The sequence below is a fragment of the Terriglobus albidus genome, from assembly GCF_025685425.1.
GTDB classification, from domain to species: Bacteria; Acidobacteriota; Terriglobia; order Terriglobales; family Acidobacteriaceae; genus Terriglobus; species Terriglobus albidus.
The window spans coordinates 40,641-58,545 of the sequence record NZ_JAGTAS010000050.1; the positions used below are offsets into that span (position 1 = coordinate 40,641).

The 17,905-nt window shown below is 60.1% G+C and carries 14 protein-coding genes; 6 read left to right on the forward strand and 8 right to left on the reverse strand.

The window, feature by feature from the left end; genetic code table 11:
• Nucleotides 1-15: 15 nt before the first annotated feature.
• Complete coding sequence (mfd, locus tag OHL21_RS09900) at nt 16-3,636, reverse strand: transcription-repair coupling factor (RefSeq protein WP_263417105.1); 3,621 nt, start codon at nt 3,634-3,636, stop codon at nt 16-18.
• A gap of 160 nt (nt 3,637-3,796) precedes the next feature.
• Here mfd and OHL21_RS09905 point away from each other — a divergent pair, with 160 nt between their 5' ends.
• The 4 genes from OHL21_RS09905 to OHL21_RS09920 are packed head-to-tail and all read left to right on the forward strand — an operon-like array spanning nt 3,797 to nt 7,709.
• Entirely contained in the window at nt 3,797-4,333 is a 537-nt protein-coding gene (locus OHL21_RS09905) for a hypothetical protein (RefSeq protein ID WP_263417106.1), read from the forward strand.
• Nucleotides 4,334-4,353: 20 nt separating this feature from the next.
• The gene (gatB, locus tag OHL21_RS09910; protein WP_263417107.1) at nt 4,354-5,832 is read left to right on the forward strand and encodes an Asp-tRNA(Asn)/Glu-tRNA(Gln) amidotransferase subunit GatB; all 1,479 of its coding nucleotides are present in this window, start codon (nt 4,354-4,356) and stop codon (nt 5,830-5,832) included.
• Nucleotides 5,833-5,851: 19 nt separating this feature from the next.
• Nucleotides 5,852-7,339, forward strand: a complete 1,488-nt coding sequence (locus OHL21_RS09915) for a hypothetical protein (RefSeq protein WP_263417108.1) — start codon at nt 5,852-5,854, stop codon at nt 7,337-7,339.
• A gap of 55 nt (nt 7,340-7,394) precedes the next feature.
• On the forward strand, nt 7,395-7,709 hold the full coding sequence (locus tag OHL21_RS09920; RefSeq protein ID WP_263417109.1) for a DUF6496 domain-containing protein: 315 nt from the start codon (nt 7,395-7,397) through the stop codon (nt 7,707-7,709).
• A gap of 45 nt (nt 7,710-7,754) precedes the next feature.
• On the opposite strand, the gene OHL21_RS09925 is transcribed toward OHL21_RS09920, so the two are convergent.
• Both OHL21_RS09925 and serA read right to left on the reverse strand, forming a co-directional pair.
• Nucleotides 7,755-8,048, reverse strand: a complete 294-nt coding sequence (locus tag OHL21_RS09925; protein ID WP_263417110.1) for an FmdB family zinc ribbon protein — start codon at nt 8,046-8,048, stop codon at nt 7,755-7,757.
• Between the two features lie 2 nt (nt 8,049-8,050).
• Entirely contained in the window at nt 8,051-9,658 is a 1,608-nt protein-coding gene (serA, locus tag OHL21_RS09930; protein ID WP_263417111.1) for a phosphoglycerate dehydrogenase, read from the reverse strand.
• A gap of 48 nt (nt 9,659-9,706) precedes the next feature.
• Between serA and OHL21_RS09935 the strand changes: the two genes are divergently transcribed.
• Nucleotides 9,707-11,740 (forward strand): fused MFS/spermidine synthase, encoded by a 2,034-nt coding sequence (locus OHL21_RS09935; protein WP_263417112.1) that lies wholly within the window; start codon nt 9,707-9,709, stop codon nt 11,738-11,740.
• 268 nt (nt 11,741-12,008) lie between these two features.
• Here OHL21_RS09935 and purN read toward each other — a convergent pair whose 3' ends face one another.
• From purN to OHL21_RS09950, 3 genes are all read right to left on the reverse strand, one after another.
• Nucleotides 12,009-12,611, reverse strand: a complete 603-nt coding sequence (gene purN, locus OHL21_RS09940) for a phosphoribosylglycinamide formyltransferase (RefSeq protein WP_263417113.1) — start codon at nt 12,609-12,611, stop codon at nt 12,009-12,011.
• Nucleotides 12,612-12,627: 16 nt separating this feature from the next.
• Entirely contained in the window at nt 12,628-13,683 is a 1,056-nt protein-coding gene (gene purM, locus OHL21_RS09945) for a phosphoribosylformylglycinamidine cyclo-ligase (RefSeq protein ID WP_263417114.1), read from the reverse strand.
• 92 nt (nt 13,684-13,775) lie between these two features.
• Nucleotides 13,776-14,228 carry a thiol-disulfide oxidoreductase DCC family protein gene (locus OHL21_RS09950; protein WP_263417115.1) on the reverse strand — a complete coding sequence of 151 codons (453 nt, stop codon included), beginning with the start codon at nt 14,226-14,228 and terminating at the stop codon, nt 13,776-13,778.
• A 37-nt stretch (nt 14,229-14,265) separates the two neighbouring features.
• Between OHL21_RS09950 and hemL the strand changes: the two genes are divergently transcribed.
• A complete protein-coding gene (gene hemL, locus OHL21_RS09955; protein ID WP_263417116.1) occupies nt 14,266-15,561 on the forward strand; it encodes a glutamate-1-semialdehyde 2,1-aminomutase in 1,296 nt (431 codons plus the stop codon).
• A 132-nt stretch (nt 15,562-15,693) separates the two neighbouring features.
• On the opposite strand, the gene OHL21_RS09960 is transcribed toward hemL, so the two are convergent.
• Both OHL21_RS09960 and OHL21_RS09965 read right to left on the reverse strand, forming a co-directional pair.
• Nucleotides 15,694-16,968, reverse strand: coding sequence for an MFS transporter (locus OHL21_RS09960; protein WP_263417117.1), 1,275 nt, complete (start codon nt 16,966-16,968; stop codon nt 15,694-15,696).
• Between the two features lie 54 nt (nt 16,969-17,022).
• The gene (locus OHL21_RS09965) at nt 17,023-17,736 is read right to left on the reverse strand and encodes a polysaccharide deacetylase family protein (RefSeq protein WP_263417118.1); all 714 of its coding nucleotides are present in this window, start codon (nt 17,734-17,736) and stop codon (nt 17,023-17,025) included.
• Between the last annotated feature and the right edge of the window lie 169 nt (nt 17,737-17,905).

Below are 17,905 nucleotides of genomic sequence, written 5' to 3' on the forward strand. Positions count from 1 at the left end.
CGCCGTTCTTGGTTGCTACGAGGGCCGTAGGACCAGTTGTTCAAGCAGAGAGCGGGTTTCGGCCAATACATCCTCGGCTTTGGCGGAGCTAAGGGGCCAGCGCAGTACGCCTTGTGGCGAGAACTGGGCTCCGCGTTTGGCGTAGCGGGCTACCAGTTTCATCAGCTCGTTCGGATCGATCAGGCTCTTGGGATCGAAGCGGACGTGCAGCATCTCGACGTTTTCTTTCTTTTTGGCGATCTCGATCTGGGTGCGTTTGCGGTCGATTTGAGAGACGCAGAGACGTTCTGCGGTCAGGCGCAGCTCTGCGGCAGAGAGCAGGTTGAGCACCGAGTCGGGCAGCGTGCCGTAGCGGTCGATCAGCTCGGCGCGGACGTCGGCGAGCTCGGCCTCGTTGGCGGCTCCGGCGATGCGTTTGTACATACGCAGGCGCTGGTTCTCTTCACCGATGTAATCGTTGTCGATGCGGAGTGAGATACCAAGATTGAGCTGGACGGGCTGGCGTTCCTGCTTCTCCTCGCCTTTCATCTTGGCGACCGCTTCTTCGAGCATGGAGGTATACATCTCGAAGCCGATGGCTTCGATGTGGCCGCTCTGCTCGCCGCCCAGCATGTTGCCGGCGCCACGCAGCTCCAGGTCGAGCGCTGCGATCTTAAAGCCGGCGCCGAGGTCGGAGAACTCTTTCAACGCGGCCAGACGGCGGCGCGCTACTTCGGTGAGTTCAGTTTCCGGCGGAATCAAAAGGTAGGAATAGGCGCGGCGGTTCGATCGGCCAACGCGGCCGCGGAGCTGATAGAGCTCGCTGAGACCGTGACGGTCGGCGCGATTGATGAGGATGGTATTTGCCAGCGGGATATCGAGACCGTTCTCGATAATGCTGGTGGCTACCAGAACGTCGTACTCGTGATGCATGAAGGCCAGCATCACGCGCTCGAGCTCAGCTTCGCCCATCTGTCCGTGACCGACAACCACGCGTGCCTGCGGAACAAGCTCGCGGATGCGTGAGGCGATGTCGTAGATGGTCTCGACGCGGTTGTGGACGAAGTAGGCCTGGCCGCCGCGTTCGAGCTCCATCTCGATGGCCGTGCGGACGATCTTCTCGTCGAACTTGGCAACGATAGTCTGGATGGCCATGCGGTCTTTGGGCGGCGTCTCGATGACGCTCATATCGCGCAGGCCGACGAGGGACATGTGCAGCGTACGCGGGATGGGCGTAGCCGACATCGAGAGCACGTCGAGGTGCGTGCGGAACTGCTTCATACGTTCTTTGTGGCGCACGCCGAAGCGTTGCTCCTCGTCGACGATCAGCAGACCGAGATCCTGGAAGGTCAGGTCCTTGGAGAGCAGGCGATGGGTGCCGATCAGGATGTCGATCTTGCCGGCGGCGGCGTCTTCCGCGATCTTCTTCTGTTCCTTTGCGGTGCGGAAGCGCGAGATCATCTCCACGGTGACGGGGAACTTGGCAAAGCGCTTCTTGAAGCTCTCGTAGTGCTGGAAGCTGAGCACGGTGGTGGGCGTGAGCACGGCCACCTGTTTGGAGTCCTGTACGGCTTTGAAGGCGGCTCGCATGGCGACTTCGGTTTTGCCGTAGCCGACGTCGCCGCAGAGCAGGCGGTCCATGGGCTGCGTGGTCTCCATGTCGCGCTTGATGTCCGCGATGGCGGAGAGCTGGTCTTCGGTCTCGTTGTAGTCGAAGGCGTCTTCGAACTCGCGCATCAGGTTGCTGTCCGGCGAGAAGGCGAAGCCCTGCGCGGCTTTGCGCTGCGCGTAGAGCTTCAGCAGCTCGTCGGTCATGTCCTGCATGGCCTTCTTGACGCGCGCTTTGGTCTTGGCCCACTGCTGGCTGCCCAGGCGGTTCAGCTCGGGGGCCGGACCGGTATCAGTAGAGCGGTACTTCTGGATCAGGTCGAGCCGTGTGAGCGGAACGTAGAGCTTGGCTCCCTCGGCGAACTCCAGGATCATGAGCTCGAGCGGAATGCCTTCCTGATCGATGGTGCGCAGGCCCTGGTACTGGGCAATGCCGTGTTCGACGTGCACGACATAGTCGCCGATGGCGAGGTCGCGGAAGTCGGAGACGAAGGCGGAGGTCTTGGACTTCTTGAAGGTGCGCCGGGGAGCGATGTCGGCCTCATCCTGCAGGTCCTGCGCGCCGTAGACGACGAGCTGGCGGGCGGTGGCCTGGTCGAGGTCGAGGATGTGGACGCCGTTCAGGATGGCGGCGCGGACGATGGCCGGCGTATTGGCGCTGCCGGAGAGATAGGTGGTCTCGTCGTAGACGGTTGCGGAACCGCTACTGGTCTGCAGACGAGAACCGATGCGGTACGGGACTTTGTACTCCTGCAGCAGGCCGGCGAGGCGCTCCACTTCGCCCTGGTTGGGGGCGGTGAGGACGATGCGCGAGTCCTGATTCATCAGGGAGCGAAGCTGTTCAACCAGCGCAGGAATAGAACCGTGGAAACGCGTTGTGGGCCGTGTCGGAATCTCGATGCCGCTGAGGGCATCGACCTGCGTGTCCAGCACATCAACGGCGCCGAGCTGATCGAGCTCGATGCCGGGCATGCGGCGGATGCGGTCCTCCAGATCCCACGGGGAGAGATAGATATCTTCGGCGCGGACCAGCGAGCCGATGGCGGCGCGATCGTGTGCCTGTTCCAGCTTGTTCCACCAGCGCTCGCCCTGGTTTTTGACCATGGCGGGTTCTTCGACGAAGACGCGTGTGGTTGGGCCGAGCAGGGCGAGGAGATCGCTGTTGGCTCCGGCGACCGGGGCGTAGAACTCCCATCCGGGGAAGACGGTGGCTTCGCCGTAGGTAGTGCGGATCTCGCGGGGCTGTTCATTGCCTTCGAGAGCTGCTCCGGCCTCACCGGCGCGGGTGAGGCGATTGTTGATGGCGGTGAGGAGTTTCTCGGTGACGGGAGTCTCGGTGAGCGGCAACAGCAGGGCTTCTTCGAGAGGCGTGGAGCTGCGCTGTGTCTCCGGATCGAACTTGCGGATGGTCTCGATCTCGTCGCCGAAGAAGTCGATGCGGACGGGGCGGTCCTGTTCGGGCGAGTAGACGTCGATGATGCCGCCGCGGTGGGTGACCTGCCCGGGCATTTCGACGACGTCGACGCGGGTGTAGCCGACGGAGAGCAGGTGTTCGAGCAGCATCTCGGGGATGTGCTCTTCGCCGCGGCGCAGATGCAGGGCCAGGCCCGCATAGTGCTCGCGGGAGAAGAGCCGCATGCAGGCCGACTCCATAGGCGCGATGACCAGTTTTGCGGTGCCGCTGGCAATCTTCCAGAGAGTGGCGGCGCGCTGCTCCTGGATCTCGGCGTGCGGCGAGAGGTTCTCGAAGGGAAGCACGTCATGCGAGGGCAGGCGGAGGACGGTCCTGGCGTCGAGCGCGCCGGTGAGCTCGCAGGTCTCGATAAGGGCGCCGTGCAGGGCTTCGGCGGCTTTGTTGTCGGGAACGATGACGAGGCAGGCGGTGTGGCTCGCGCGGACGAAATAGGGAAGATAGAGGGCGCGAGCGGTAAAGGTGAGCCCGGAGACACGACGACGCCCCACACCGGCACTCAGATGGCGGCGCACACGTTCGTACGGCTCAGTATGTTCCAGTTCCGCAAACAGCTCGCGGACAAATGGAAGAATCATCTCTTTCTCCAGTGTAATCGTGGATCTTCGGATATGCAGATGACTGAAAAGAAGCGTATTAGGGAACCTTCTTGAATCAGCGGAATTGCTGGGAACAGGCACGCGAAAAAATGTAGGCTGCCGCGGGCCGAACTCATAGACTCGGCAGATGGAGCAGGGTGTGGAAGACGTACAGTGGCCGGAACTGCAGCAGGATGACAGAGAACTCTTGAAGACCCTGATGAAGGTGCTATCGGCTCGGGTCTCGGGAGATCCGTACAGCAGAGATGGAAGTTATTCCGCGTTACTGGCCGAACTTCCTCCAGGTCTCCGAGCCATGGAAGCGACTCATTGGCTTGATATCAGCCTCACCCTCGACAGCGTTACATGGCACTTCGGCAACTTCGGAGAACCTGGGTTGGTGGCCCAGACGGAGGAGGGCCTACTTGAACTAGGCCTACCGGAACTGGCGGCCTGCTTCCACGAGGCGGCCGAATTCATGACACCTCTCCTGCATCAGCGAATTTCAAGCGAAGAAGATCTCTATCAACTGTTAGAGCGGAAGGGGCTGCGGGGCGTGTCGAAAGAGATTGACAGGCGGGCGTGGGCGCTGGACTTGCCTGGAAGAGGCACATCGCGTAGAAGAGGCAGGTCGCTTATTTATGAAGCCTGGGTTCGGTATGCTCGGGCGTACCCCGAACGCGTCTTTGGCTCGTGAATTGATAAAATTTGGTTCTGATGCCCACAGCAAGCGCGCTTTCGCCCGAGGTTCTCGCCAAGTACCAGCCCGTGATCGGGCTTGAGGTCCACGTCCAGCTTCTTACCAAGACGAAGGCATTCTGCGGCTGCGTCAATCTCTACGGTGGCGAGCCTAATACCCACGTCTGCCCGGTATGCCTCGGCTTGCCCGGAGCACTGCCAGTGCTGAATGAGCAGGCGGTGGAGTTTGCTGTCCTGACGGGCGCGGCGCTGAACTGCAAGATCAACCCGGTCAGCATCTTTGCGCGCAAGAACTACTTCTATCCGGACTCGCCCAAGGGCTATCAGATCTCGCAGTACGATAAGCCGACGTGTGAGCACGGCTATCTTGATATTCCCGACGGCAACGGTGGCCTGAAGCGCATCGGCATCACCCGCGCGCATATGGAAGAGGACGCGGGCAAAAGCATCCACGATGGCTTTCCGGATTCGGTGACGCGCAGCTACATCGATCTGAACCGTTGCGGCACGCCGTTGATTGAGATCGTCTCGGAGCCGGATATCCGTTCGCCGCAGGAAGCGTTTGACTACCTCACCAAGCTGAAGGAGATCCTGCTGTATGCCGGCGTCTCCGACTGCAATATGGAAGAGGGCTCGCTGCGCTGCGACGCCAACGTCTCGGTCATGTTGAAGGGTGCGGACAAGTTTGGCACCAAGGCTGAGGTGAAGAACGTCAACTCGTTCCGCTTCATCCGTTCGGCGCTGGAGTATGAGATTGAACGCCAGGTGGAGATTCTGGAGTCGGGCGGCAAGGTGGTGCAGGAGACGCGTCTCTACAACTCGGCCGAGGGTGTGACGTATTCCATGCGTTCGAAGGAGCAGGCGCATGATTACCGCTACTTCCCGGAGCCGGATCTGCCGCCGCTGCTTATCAGTGAGGAGTGGAAGAACAAGATTCTGAAGGGTCTGCCTGAGCTGCCTGAGGCCAAGCGCACGCGTCTGATCGCCGAGTACGGCATTACCGAGAAGGACGCGGAGACGCTGACTGCTTCGGCCTCGTTTGCCGATCAGTTTGAGGCAGCAGCCAAGGCATCGAAGAGCCCCAAGCGTGTTGCTGCGCTGATTACCAGCGAGCTCACCGGCCGTTTGAATGCCGCCGGTCTGGAGCTGGAGCAGTCGCCGGTCAGCATGAAGGGTCTGGCGATGGCTGCCGACCTCGCGGAGAGCGGTGAGCTTTCGAGCAAGATGCTGAAGCAGTTGCTCGATATCAGCTTTGAGAAGGGCGAGGACTTCCCGGTCGTCTACGAGCGCGAGAAGCCGCAGCAGATCTCCGATACGTCGGTGATCGAGAAGATGATTGATGAGGTTATCGCTGCCAATCCGAAGCAGGTGGAGCAGTTCAAGGGCGGCAAGACCACGGTCTCGGCCTTCTTCGTCGGTCAGGTGATGCGTCTGTCGAAGGGACAGGCAAATCCTGCGTTGCTGAATGAGCTGGTGATTAAGAAGCTCAGCGAGTAAACGCGCATCCAAAGCAGGTATGCGGCGTGTCCTTGGCAGAGTAGCGGTCGCGCGTGGTATGGGTTTCGCGCGTGGTGCGGTATTCGCGGTGGTCTCGTGTACCTTGATGGCGGGGCAGACCATGGGTGCTCCTACGTTGCCGAACACGGTGCCGCTCTCGCAGATGGTGCGGGAGCTCTCCGCTCAGCCGGGCTTCACCGAGAAGCTGCTGGCTGCGATCGGCGGTGGGCAGAAGGCAGGCGCCGTGCTGACGCCGAAGCTCTTCGATCTGCTGCGCAGCCTCATCCTTGGAAAAGACTGGAGCGGTCTTGACCGTTTTCCCGGATGGACGATTGGCCGCGTCAACGGCACGGTCGATTTGGGAACACGGATCTTCGGCGAGAAGCTGAAGCCGGCCACACGAACGCTGACGCAGTGGGTCACGCTGGGGCCGTACACGCTGGAATCCCCCCAGACGGAAGATCTCGACAAGCCCTCCGAGCGTGGTGAGTTGAAGGCAGAGATTACGGACCTCGGAGCCGAAGTGACGCGAGGCGATGGGCCTGATCCAGAGCTAGCTCCCTTGCATGCCGAGAGCCAACGATTGGCAGAGGTCTTGAACCGCCTTTCGCTGAACCGGCTCGACGATGCGCAGAGCTTCGGAGCTACGATCGGTGGAAGCACGGTGCATACACCGGAAGAGTTGATTGATGCGCTGGCAGCGAGCGGGCATCGGATTACGGTCTCCGATGTGCGTTACTTCGCCAACTTCGGACACTTCCATTACAAGGGCCAGGATGTGATGATGCCTTTCTTCCTGGATTCGCAGCTCCTGGTGCCTGCTGATCACTGGTGGCAGAGGAGGCGGCATCTCCTGGTGCCGGTCGCGCACGCGGAGTACGAGTTGATGGTGGAGGGGCCGCGTCTGCACGCGGATGTGACCTTCTACTTCGGTATCGATGGCCGCGCCGAGTTTCGCACCAACGATCTGTTGAATCAGCCATGGGTGATGGGCCGGCATGCGCATGAGTATGCAGGTGCACAGGCGCGTGAAGTGATCCGTCTGCTGGGCAGTTTTACGGCGGCGTATGCGCGGCTGCATCTGGCGAATCCGCAACTTCCTTTTGGTGGGTATTACACGCTGGGCGTCTGCCAGGACGCCGTCTCCGCGATTGAGTTGAAGATGACGGGCAAGACGACGCTCTTCCCGAACACAGCGCAAACGGAGTTCTTCAACGATGCGAAGGATGCCGAGGTGAATGCATTGCTGGCTGCTATTCCGAAAGATCGAGATGGTGTAGCGCCTGCACCGGAACGTATCTTTGGATCATTGCCAACCACAGACTTCAGTACCATCACCGTTCCAGGCTTGCGGGAAGATGTGCAGCGCAGTTATGCGGCGCATCAGCGCGGTGAGCTTGTGCGATCACCCGGTGTATGGCAGTGGGTTCTTGAAGGCATCGCCTTCATCGCGTCGATCATCCTGTCGCTGTGGGGATACAGAAGGTATCAGAAGATGCAGGAGTAAGAGACAACTCTCTTTCAGGTTGCCTGACTCTTATAACCCGGGAGGATAGTTTTTTATGGCAACCAAAAAGGCAAGCAAGAAGTCCACGAAGAAAGCAGCGAAGAAGAGTACTAAGAAAGCCGCGAAGAAAGGTACGAGCAAGAAGAGCACGGCCAGAAAGAGTACGAAGAAGTCGGCAAAGAAATCTTCTTCGCGGAAGTACTCTCCTTCGGCAGGTAAGAATGTCGAGACTGAAATGCACGAGATGAAGGCCGGCAAGCTGAAGAGCGGCCGTAGCGGCAAGAAGGTCACGAGCCGGAAGCAAGCCATCGCGATCGGACTTTCGAAGGCTCGCAAGGAAGGCAAGAAAGTTCCGAAGAAACGTTCCTAAGCTCTGTCTTGCAAAAAGAAAGCCCGCCGGTAAGGCGGGCTTTTCTTATTTCTTATCGGCGGTTGCTGTTGCAGCGGCAGGCGCCGGTGTGGAAGAGGTTGAGTCGCTGCTGCTGCTCGTGCTGCTGGACTCAGTCTTCGCTGCACCACCACTCTTCTTGGACGAAGAGTAGAGATCCGCGTACCATCCGCCACCTTTGAACTGCACCGCGGGCGCTGTGAGAGTTTTCTCCAGACGGCCGCCGCAGTGCGGACATTCGGTCAGAGGCGGGTCAGAGAACTTCTGAATCTTCTCCACGTACCGATGGCATTGCTGGCACTCGTATTCGTATAGCGGCATAGTTAGATTTTACCCAGTTCTACCAGACGAACGCTGACGATGGCCTCCACCTTGCGCAGCGCAGCCAGTGCATCGTTGGCGGCTGCGGCGGAGGGGACATCGATTTGCACGACGGCCAGAGCCTGGCCCTGCGGAACGCTCTGCGAGCGGACGTTGCGGCCAAGGGCGAAGTTCGCGATGTTGATGCGGTGTTCGCCAAGGATGGTGCCGATACGGCCGATTACGCCGGGGACGTCGTGGTTACGGATGACGACGAGCGTACCGGTGAGCGGAGCCTCGATGTCGATGCCGTCAAAGCTCAGCAGGCGGGGCGAGCTGCCATGCAGTACCGTTGCAGAGCCGGAGGAGATGCCGCTGGCTGAGTGCAGCGTCAGCTTCAGTACCGATCCGGCGCCGCCGGAGGCGAACTCCTTCTTCTCCTCCTGCAGGCGGATGCCCCGTTCTTGCGCGACCGCGGCCGCGTTGATGCGGTTCACATTGTCGCTATCGGCCAGAATGCCGCTGATCGAGGCGTTGCGGACCAGCTCGGTCTTGCCCTGTGCCAGACGGCCGGCATAGTTGATCTGGATGTTCTCCAGATTGCCGGGTGTGGCGTGCGAGAGAAAAGCTCCCAGGCGCTCGGCCATCTCCACATAGGGAGCGACCTGCTGGTACTCCTCGTGCGTGAGCGAGGGGAAATTGACGGCGTTCTGGACCACGCCAAGCTTCAGGTAATCGCGTACCTGCTGCGCAAGCTGGATACCGATGGCTTCCTGGGCTTCGTCGGTCGATCCGCCGATGTGGGGCGAGAGGATGACGTTCTCCAGGCCGTGATACGGAGATTCCTTTAATGGCTCCTGCGAGAAGACGTCGAGGGCGGCGCCGCCGATCTTGCCGGACTGAATGGCTTCCGCCAGGGCAGCATCGTTGATCAGTTCGCCGCGGGCGCAGTTTACGATGCGAACGCCTTTCTTCATGGTGGCCAGCGAGGTGGCGTTGATCAGGCCTTCGGTCTGCGGCGTGAGGCCGACGTGCAGCGTCAGATAGTCGGCCTTACGGAAGACTTCATCCAGAGGAGCGAGGCCGACGCCGTTCTCGCGGGCGATGACGGGAGCAACGAAGGGATCATAGCCGATGAGCTCCATGCCGAAGGAGCGGGCGCGGCGCGCCACTTCCTGGCCGATGCGGCCCAGGCCGATGATGCCCAGGGTCTTGCCGCGCAGCTCCTGGCCCTGCAGGGTCTTCTTGTCCCACTTGCCCGCGTGCATGGTGGCATTGGCACGAGGAATGAAGCGCGCCATGGTGATCATCAGGCCGATGGTCAGCTCTGCCACGGCGATGGCGTTGGCGCCGGGCGTGTTCATCACCACGATCCCGCGATGGGTGGCGGCATCGGTGTCGATATTGTCGACTCCCACACCGGCACGGCCGATGATGCGGAGCTTTGGAGCGGACTCCAGCAGCTTGGCATCTGCCTGCACGGCGCTGCGGACGATGAGAGCGTCAGCGTCGGCAAGCTCGGCGGCGAGGCCATTCTTGATCTGGTCCGGCGTGACGATCTGCCAGTCCGGCTCTTGTTGAAAGACAGCAAGGGTAGCAGGCGAGACTTTTTCGGCGAGGACTATCTTCATGACGTCTCTATTTTACTTGGCCTGCCCCTCGGACCTCGGATGATAGCCTTGGACACGCCATTTGCGCGTCCCATGACCAAGCGTCCGCTCTTTGCCCTGACCATCTTTCTCGGCGCCTTTCTGCTGTTCCTGGTAGAACCTCTGGCTGCCCGCCAACTGCTTCCCGCCCTCGGCGGAAGCTCAGCCGTCTGGATCACCTGCCTGGTCGTCTTTCAGCTTCTCCTGTTGTTCGGCTACACGTATGCTCACTGGCTGACGCGGCTGCGGATGCAGCGTGGCCTGCATCTTGTCCTGCTGGCAGCGGCGGTGTTGCTCGCCTTTGTCTCGACGGCGCCTGGTTCGCCAACTGCCTTCCGGCATCCCATTACGACCATTTTTCTTGCGCTCGGTAGCAGCATCGGTCTACCGTTTCTGCTGCTTTCGGCCACCAGCCCGCTGTTACAAGTATGGCTGGCGAAGAGTGAAGGCGGGGGCGTGCGATACCGTTTGTTCGCCCTCTCGAACATCGGCAGCCTGCTGGCGCTGCTGGCCTATCCGGTGCTGATTGAGCCGCACATGTCGCTGCACACGCAGCGTATCGCCTGGGCGGTAGGGTTCGTCGTCTATGCCGCGCTTTGCGCGATGCTGGTTCCGGCAACGGGAGGCGACGTGGTGACAGAGGATGCCTGCCAACCGGCAATCCGCCCGGCGACTGGAAAGCTTGTGCTCTGGTTTCTGTTGCCGTTTGCTGCCTCCATGCAACTTGCGGCGGTGACGGCGCACCTCTCGCAGGACATTGCACCGATTCCATTGCTATGGATTCTGCCGCTCTCGGCATATCTGCTCAGCTTTATCACTGCGTTTGAGTTTGGGCGCTTATATCAGCGGGGCCTGGTGATCCGTTTCCTGGTCGTCTTTCTTGCGGCACTGGCCTATACGCTCACGAAAGAGGGAGCTACCTTCCCCATCTGGCTTAGTATCAGCTTCTATCTGATCGAACTCTTTCTGGCCTGCTACTTCTGTCATGCCGAGCTTTATCTGCGTCGCCCGGAAGACCCGCACCAGTCAACGCTGTTCTACCTGATGCTCTCAGCCGGCGGAGCCGCAGGAACGTTCTTCATCGGCATTGTGAGTCCGCTGGTCTTTGCGGCGAACTACGATCTGGCGATCTCTTTCTTTGTCACAGCGGCGGTCGCCGTCTTTGCGTTATGGCAGGAGGGTTGGGCGCAGCGTCTTTTGTGGGCGACGGCGTCGGTGCTGCTGCTCTTTCTTATCGGGAGGGAGTATCAGGCGTTCCAGGCAGGTAGCATGGCCCAGGTCCGCAACTTCTATGGTCCGCTGCGCGTGACGCAGGGTGCATTTCCGCCGGCCAGTGTGCTCCGCACGCTCTACAACGGAACCATCAAGCACGGCACGCAGATCTTTACTCCCGATCATGCCCGCGTTCCGGTCAGTTATTACTCGCCTGATTCTGGCATTGGCCTGGCCATGCGCTACTGCTGCAAGGGACGGCCGAAGTCCGTGGGGGTAATTGGCCTGGGCGCAGGTTCTCTGGCGGTGTATGCACAGCCGGGAGACCGTTATCGCTTCTACGAGATCAATCCTGCGGTCGAGCCGATCGCGCGCAATCTGTTTACCTATCTCCGCGATGCGCCGATCCAGATTCCCATTGTTGCGGGCGATGCGCGTATTTCATTGCAGCACGAAGCTCCGAACAATTTCGACATCCTGGTGATCGACGCGTTTTCCGGAGATGCCATTCCGCTGCACCTGATCACGACGCAGGCGCTTGAGCTCTACCGGAAGCATATGGCTCCGGGCGGCATTATCGCGTTTCATGTCTCGAACCAGTATTTGCATCTGGCACCTGAGGTAGCCGCGCTGGCGAAGACCGCTGGACTGGATGCGGTGTTAATCAGCAGTCCGAATGATGAGAAGAAGGGATACTACAGCGCGACGTGGGTACTGCTGACGAATCGTAAGGATTTTCAGCAGGAGACGGATGTGGTGATTGCGCGGTCGAGTTTTCCGGAGATCAAGGCGACTGCGTGGACGGATGATTATTCGAGTATTTTGCCGTTGATGAATTGGGGGAAGCGGTAAGAGTGCCCATACTCTGGGTGCCCATATCTGCGCCGCGGGGTCCCGAACGAACTATGTTCGTTCGGGTGCAAGGAGATGTGGGCATTCGCGCTATGCGCGAACCGTTTTCCGATAACGGTTGAGAGATCCGCTAGAGCAAACGGATCGAGCTTCGCTCGATAAATCACCCCAGCGAACTTGTTCGCTGGGACCCCGATGATCCCACATCTGCTTCGCAGATATGGGGCACCCGGCGAGGGTCGGTCACCCGGTTCATAGAAACTGGTGGTTACTTGCGGATGTAGCGGCGGCCTTCGATGCGGTATTCGCCGGAGAGCACGCGCTGCAGGCCTTCTGCGTAGGCCTGGTGTTCCTGTTCGAGGATACGTGCTGCCAGTGTGTCGTGCGTATCGTCATCGAGCACCGGCACGGTGCGCTGCACGATGATGGCGCCGTGGTCCACCTGCTCGTCCACGAAGTGGACGGTGCAGCCTGCGACTTTGGCTCCATACTCCAGCGCCTGTCCCTGCGCGTCCAGGCCGGGGAAGGAGGGCAGCAGCGAGGGATGGATATTCAGAATGCGATTGGGAAAGGCCGCGAGGAACTCCGGAGAGATGATGCGCATGTAGCCGGCCAGGCAGATGAGGTCGACCTTGGCCTGCTGCAACGCCGCGATCATCTGGCGGTCGTGCTCCTGGCGCGGAATGCCTTTGGACGGAATCGCGCGCGCTTCCAGGCCCAGTTGCCGGGCGGCGTCGATACCGGGCGCGTCTGCTTTGTTCGAGAGCACGAGTACGATCTCGCAGCCGCGCAGGGAGCCATTGTTGATGGCTTCCGCGATCGCGAGAAAATTCGATCCCCGTCCGGAGAGAAGAACACCGAGTCTGGTCATCGAGGAGCTACAGCTCTTATGCGTAGCTAACTTTGCGGTCACCGCGAACGACGCGGCCGATCACATGAAAGCGCTCATTGGCGCGGTTCAGAATCGCCTTGGCCTTCTTTACCTTGTCGGCGGGAACCACGCAGATGAGACCGATGCCCATGTTAAAGGTGCGGAACATCTCATCCTGCTCCACTTGGCCCAGCTCTTGCAGATGCGTGAACAGCGGCGGCACCTGCCATGAGGTGAGGTCGATGTGCGCGCCCATTCCCTTGGGCAACACGCGAGGAAGGTTCTCGGTAATGCCGCCACCGGTGATGTGCGCCATGCCGGCAACGCAGTCGGCGGCATGCAGCTTTCTGATAATGCCGAGGTAGCTGCGATGCGTCTTCATCAGGGCAGCGCCGGTCTTTTCCTTGATGGAGCCGACGTACTGGTCGGCGGTGTATCCCGCGACTTCAAACAGCAGCTTGCGGGCCAGCGAGTAGCCGTTGGTGTGCAAGCCGGTCGAGGGCAGACCAAAGAGCACGTCGCCCACCTCGGTTTTCTCACCGGTGATGATGCGATCTTTGCTGACGGCGCCCACGATAAAACCGGCAAGATCGTAATCGCCCGGTTGATAGAAGCCCGGCATCTGCGCCGTTTCGCCGCCGATGAGGGCGCATCCATTGGCTTTGCAGGCATCAGAGAGACCGGTGACGATCTTCTCGACGACATTGCCTTCCAGCTTCCCCATCGCCAGGTAGTCCAGGAAGAACAGCGGCGTCGCGCCCTGTACAGCGATATCGTTTACGCAGTGGTTGACGAGGTCGCCGCCCACAGTGTGATGAATGCCGAGCTCGAAGGCGACCTTCAGCTTGGTGCCTACACCGTCGGCGGAGGAGACTAGAACCGGATCCGGAAACTTGCTCAGGTCCAGGCCAAACAGGCCGCCAAACGAACCGATCTCAGACAGGACGTTCTTGTTGAAGGTCCGGCGCGCTAACAGCTTGATCTTGTCTTTGGAGCGGTCTGCTGCGGAGATATCCACACCGGCATCGGCGTAGGAGATGGGGCCTGAGGACTTCACGGGAATTGGAGCCAAAGATGCGCCTTCCAGAGGAAAAATAAAACAGCAGGAAGTCTAGAGTTTATCAGGATTGATGGGGGAGCGGAGGTCTGCGCGACTGTTCCGTTTCAACTCTCCAGCCCGATGAAGCGCTCACGAAGCCCCGGCTCGGGAAGCGGGCAGATTTCGTATCGTCCTGTGAGACGGTAGCGAATCCGGGCGACCAGACGATAGACAGGGTCGCCCAGCCACGATGGAATCGTCATGAGAATCTGTCCCAGGATCCTCCAGGGCCGCCTCAGTCGCATCATGACCTGTGCAACTGCCTTGGTGCGCAGGAAGATCCGCTCTTGCTGGGTAGCGGCGTGTTCCAACACGACGACGGAGTTGAGGGCTTCGGCGGCGATTCCATACCGCTGGAGCAGCTCGACGCCCAGGCGGGAGCCGAGCGGGAGAAACAGGAGGCGACCAGCAGCATCGCGCCGGGCGGCAAAGTGCACAACGCCGTTACAGAGAGCGCATATGCCGTCGTAGAGCAGGATGTCCCTGCCTGCGAGCCGTTGCTGTTCCTGTGCGGTCATCGTCCAGAGCCTCCTGCGCCTTTCTATACTGAATTGGATGACTCGAGTGCTGGAAACGTCCCGTTCGCTGCAGCGCCGCGCCGAAGGTCTTTTTCCCGGCGGCGTAAACTCGCCGGTGCGCGCCTTCCGTTCCGTGGGCGGCGATGCTCCTTTTCTGGAACGTGCCGAGGGCGCCTACCTGTATGACGCCGATGGTAACCGTTATATCGACTACTTCGGCTCCTGGGGTCCGATGATTCTGGGGCATGCTGTGCCCGAAGTCGTGGATGCTATTCGTTACGCTTCCGGCCGCAGCGCCAGTTTTGGCGCCTCGCATGCCGGTGAAGCGGAACTGGGGGAACTGATCCGCACAGCGGTTCCGTCGATGGAGCGGATGCGCTTTGTCAGCTCCGGGACAGAAGCGACCATGTCCGCCATCCGCGTTGCCCGCGGTTTTACCAAGCGCCGCTATGTCATCAAGTTCGAGGGCTGCTATCACGGTCACGCTGACGGTCTGCTGGTAAAGGCCGGTTCGGGTGTCGCTACCTTCGGTATTCCCGGCAGCGCTGGCGTTCCGGATGAGGTGGCACACTTTACGCTCGCTTTGCCCTACAACGATATCGCCGCCGTTGAGGCGGCATTTGCGAAGCATAAAGGCGATATCGCGGCCATCATTCTGGAGCCAGTGGTCGGGAATGCGGGCACGCTGATTCCTAAGCCCGGATATCTGGAAGCATTGCGGTCGCTAACTCAGGAAGAGGGAACACTGCTGATCTTCGACGAGGTGATGACCGGCTTCCGCCTGGCACTCGGTGGAGCGCAGCAGCGCTTCGGTATCAAGCCGGATCTCACCACCATGGGCAAGATCGTCGGCGGAGGTCTGCCGGTTGGAGTCTTCGGCGGACGTGAAGATGTGATGAATATGCTCGCTCCGCTTGGCCCTGTCTACCAGGCGGGAACACTGAGCGGCAATCCGCTGGCGATGGCTGCGGGATCGGCTACCTTGATCCGCCTGATACGCGAGGCAGGAACGATCTATCCGCGGATTGAGGAGACGACACGGCAGGTTGCTGAAGGTGTGGCGCAGGTTGCCGTGGATGCGGGTGTCCGGCTGACGACGAATCGTGTGGGAAGCATGTGGACCTGGTTCTTTACGCCGGATGCGGTGGAGAACTTTGAGGACGCAGCGAAGAGCGATACTGCCGCGTTTGGCCGGTTCCATCGCGCCATGATGGGCGAAGGTGTGTGGCTGCCGCCGTCGCAGTTTGAGGCCGCGTTTGTTGGGCTGGCACATGGGAAGGATGAGATAGAGAAGACGATTGCGGCGGCGCGGAAGGCGTTTGCTGCGGTGTAGAAGTCTTGTTTGTTTCGGAAAACGGATCGAGCTTCGCTCGATAAATCACCCCAACAAACAAGTTCGCTGGGGAACCCGATGATCCCACATCTCGGCGGAGCCGAGATATAGGGCACCCCGTGTATGGGTTTGTTATGAGGTCACGGCCGGTGTCTTCGGTTCCATGAAGAGCTTGCCTACGGCCATCAGGACCAGCAGGAGTGCGGCACAGAGGGTGAACACCTGGCGGGTGCCGGTGTGTTGTGCCAGTACACCGGAGAGGATCAGTCCCAGGATCTGTGCGGTGAAGATCATCGACATCAATGTTGATCCAACGCGGCCCATGAGGTGGTGCGGCGTCTCCTGTTGAATCATGGTTTGCGCCGGGATGATGATGCCTGCGACCGACAGGCCGATCACCAGGTTGCCGAAGATGCATGCGGCCAGATAGGGAATGCCGGCAAGGATCACGAGACCCAGAGCAATTCCACTCAGGCCGGCGTAGACCAGCACGGTGTTCTTCATCTTCTTCCCGAAGATGTTCAGCAGGTTCATGCCCAGCAGAATGCCGGCGCCGATGGAGGCTGAGGCCGCGCCAAAGGAGCGTGGTGTGGTGGCGTGCAACACATCGCGCACATAGACGGCGATGAGCGGACCGAAGCATCCCAGCACGAACATGCCGGAGGCCAGCGCAAGGATCACGAACAGCAACGCCGCATGATGCACGATGAATTGGATGCCCTGTTGCATGTCATGCAGCACGCGCGCGACGCCGGTCTTGGTGGTCTGGTGTTCCGCAGCCACCGGAGGACGCGTGATGGCGATGCTGGCGATAAAGCTGGCGGAGACAACGAAACTGATCGCGTCCACGATGTAGCAGGCCTTCGCTCCCAGGGCGGTTACCAATACGCCCGCAGCTGCCGGCCCAATGATGCGCATGACGAACATGACCTGCTGCATCAGCGCATTGGCGGAGCGCAGGCCGTGCATCGGCACTGCCGTGCGAAGAGTGACACCCTGCGCCGGATTGAAGAAGCTGGAGACGATAGAGATGGCAGCAAGAATCACATAGAAATGCATCGCCGATCCTGCCCAGATCAGCAAGAGACACAGCAATGCGCGTGAAAGGTCGCTGGCGATCAACGTTCCCTTCAGTGACCAGCGGTCGACGAAGACGCCGGCGACGATGCCCAGAACTGCAATCGGTAACTGATAGGCGATCTGCACGCCGGTTACCTGTTGCGCTGTGGCATGCAGGTTGAAGGTCAGCACACTGATGACGGCGAACAGTGCCAGGAAGTCGCCGAAGTTTGAGACCACCTGTGCATACCAGAGCCGGCGCATGGTGGTGATTTTCAATACCTCACGCATCGACATCGGTTCCTGGTGAACGTGCGGAGGCGCCTGTGTCTGCGTGGGCGTGCTCATAGGGGTCGTTCCTCTAAACGCTAAACGTGAATGCGGTGAGGAAATTGTAGGAGCTTAAACCCATATTTCGGGAGTGACAAATGTAAGGTTCCTGATATTTCTTTCCAGCAGCAGGGCGGTGGCTTCCACGGTCGGCATGCGCTTTGCTCCCAGACCCAGATGACCGCCGTCATGCAGCAGGAGGTTTGAGGCCCGGTTTTTCTGCCGGTTCTTGGCGATGCCTCGCTCCATTCGCTCCAGAAGCCGCTGCGGCGTTGCAGGATTCCAATCCTGGGCGGCGACATTCCATTGGACCGGAGTCAGACCGAGTTCTCGCGCGATGCGGAGGGTGGCAGGGCGGCGAACTCCGAAGGGAGGGCGGAAAAAACGGATCTTCTGCCCGAGGGTCTGCTCCAGAATGTCGTTTGTTTCTGTAAGCTGGCGCCGTGTCTCCCCGGATGAAGTGATGGCCAGGTTCGGATGCGTAAGGGTGTGATTGCCGATCAGGTGTCCGGCGGCAGCGACCCGTCGCGCCAGCTGCGCCTGCACTTTCACAAAACTGCCCACCATAAAGAAGGTCGCGCGCACCTGATACCGCGCCAGTACGTCGAGGAGCTGCGGGGTCGCATCGGGATTCGGCCCGTCATCATAGGTCAGTGCGACCTGGCCCGGGTGGGGCCTGGCGACGATGGTGGCGCCGTAGATCTGCGATTCCGGCCAGTAGGCCGCGTAAACGGAGACGCCAATGCCTGCGGCTGCGGCCGTTCCGGCAATTACAGGGAAAAGCATGTGTCTTAATAATGCCTTTTAGATCCAGAGTTTGGAACATATCTGGCTTTGTCGATGATCGAGATACCGATATATCGAAGTGGCAAGAATCCGCCATGTACTTCGTCCGTTACTTGGCGATCACCAGGCGTGGTGATATTTTGCTTTTTATTCGCCCCTTTCGGAGGTC

Excerpts from the sequence above, each read along its gene's own strand:
- mfd (WP_263417105.1), bottom strand. The coding sequence starts at position 3,636 with ATGATTCTTCCATTTGTCCGCGAGCTGTTTGCGGAACTGGAACATACT.
- gatB (WP_263417107.1), top strand. The coding sequence starts at position 4,354 with ATGCCCACAGCAAGCGCGCTTTCGCCCGAGGTTCTCGCCAAGTACCAG.
- OHL21_RS09915 (WP_263417108.1), top strand. The coding sequence starts at position 5,852 with ATGCGGCGTGTCCTTGGCAGAGTAGCGGTCGCGCGTGGTATGGGTTTC.
- OHL21_RS09920 (WP_263417109.1), top strand. The coding sequence starts at position 7,395 with ATGGCAACCAAAAAGGCAAGCAAGAAGTCCACGAAGAAAGCAGCGAAG.
- OHL21_RS09925 (WP_263417110.1), bottom strand. The coding sequence starts at position 8,048 with ATGCCGCTATACGAATACGAGTGCCAGCAATGCCATCGGTACGTGGAG.
- serA (WP_263417111.1), bottom strand. The coding sequence starts at position 9,658 with ATGAAGATAGTCCTCGCCGAAAAAGTCTCGCCTGCTACCCTTGCTGTC.
- purN (WP_263417113.1), bottom strand. The coding sequence starts at position 12,611 with ATGACCAGACTCGGTGTTCTTCTCTCCGGACGGGGATCGAATTTTCTC.
- OHL21_RS09950 (WP_263417115.1), bottom strand. The coding sequence starts at position 14,228 with ATGACCGCACAGGAACAGCAACGGCTCGCAGGCAGGGACATCCTGCTC.
- hemL (WP_263417116.1), top strand. The coding sequence starts at position 14,266 with ATGACTCGAGTGCTGGAAACGTCCCGTTCGCTGCAGCGCCGCGCCGAA.
- OHL21_RS09960 (WP_263417117.1), bottom strand. The coding sequence starts at position 16,968 with ATGAGCACGCCCACGCAGACACAGGCGCCTCCGCACGTTCACCAGGAA.
- OHL21_RS09965 (WP_263417118.1), bottom strand. The coding sequence starts at position 17,736 with ATGCTTTTCCCTGTAATTGCCGGAACGGCCGCAGCCGCAGGCATTGGC.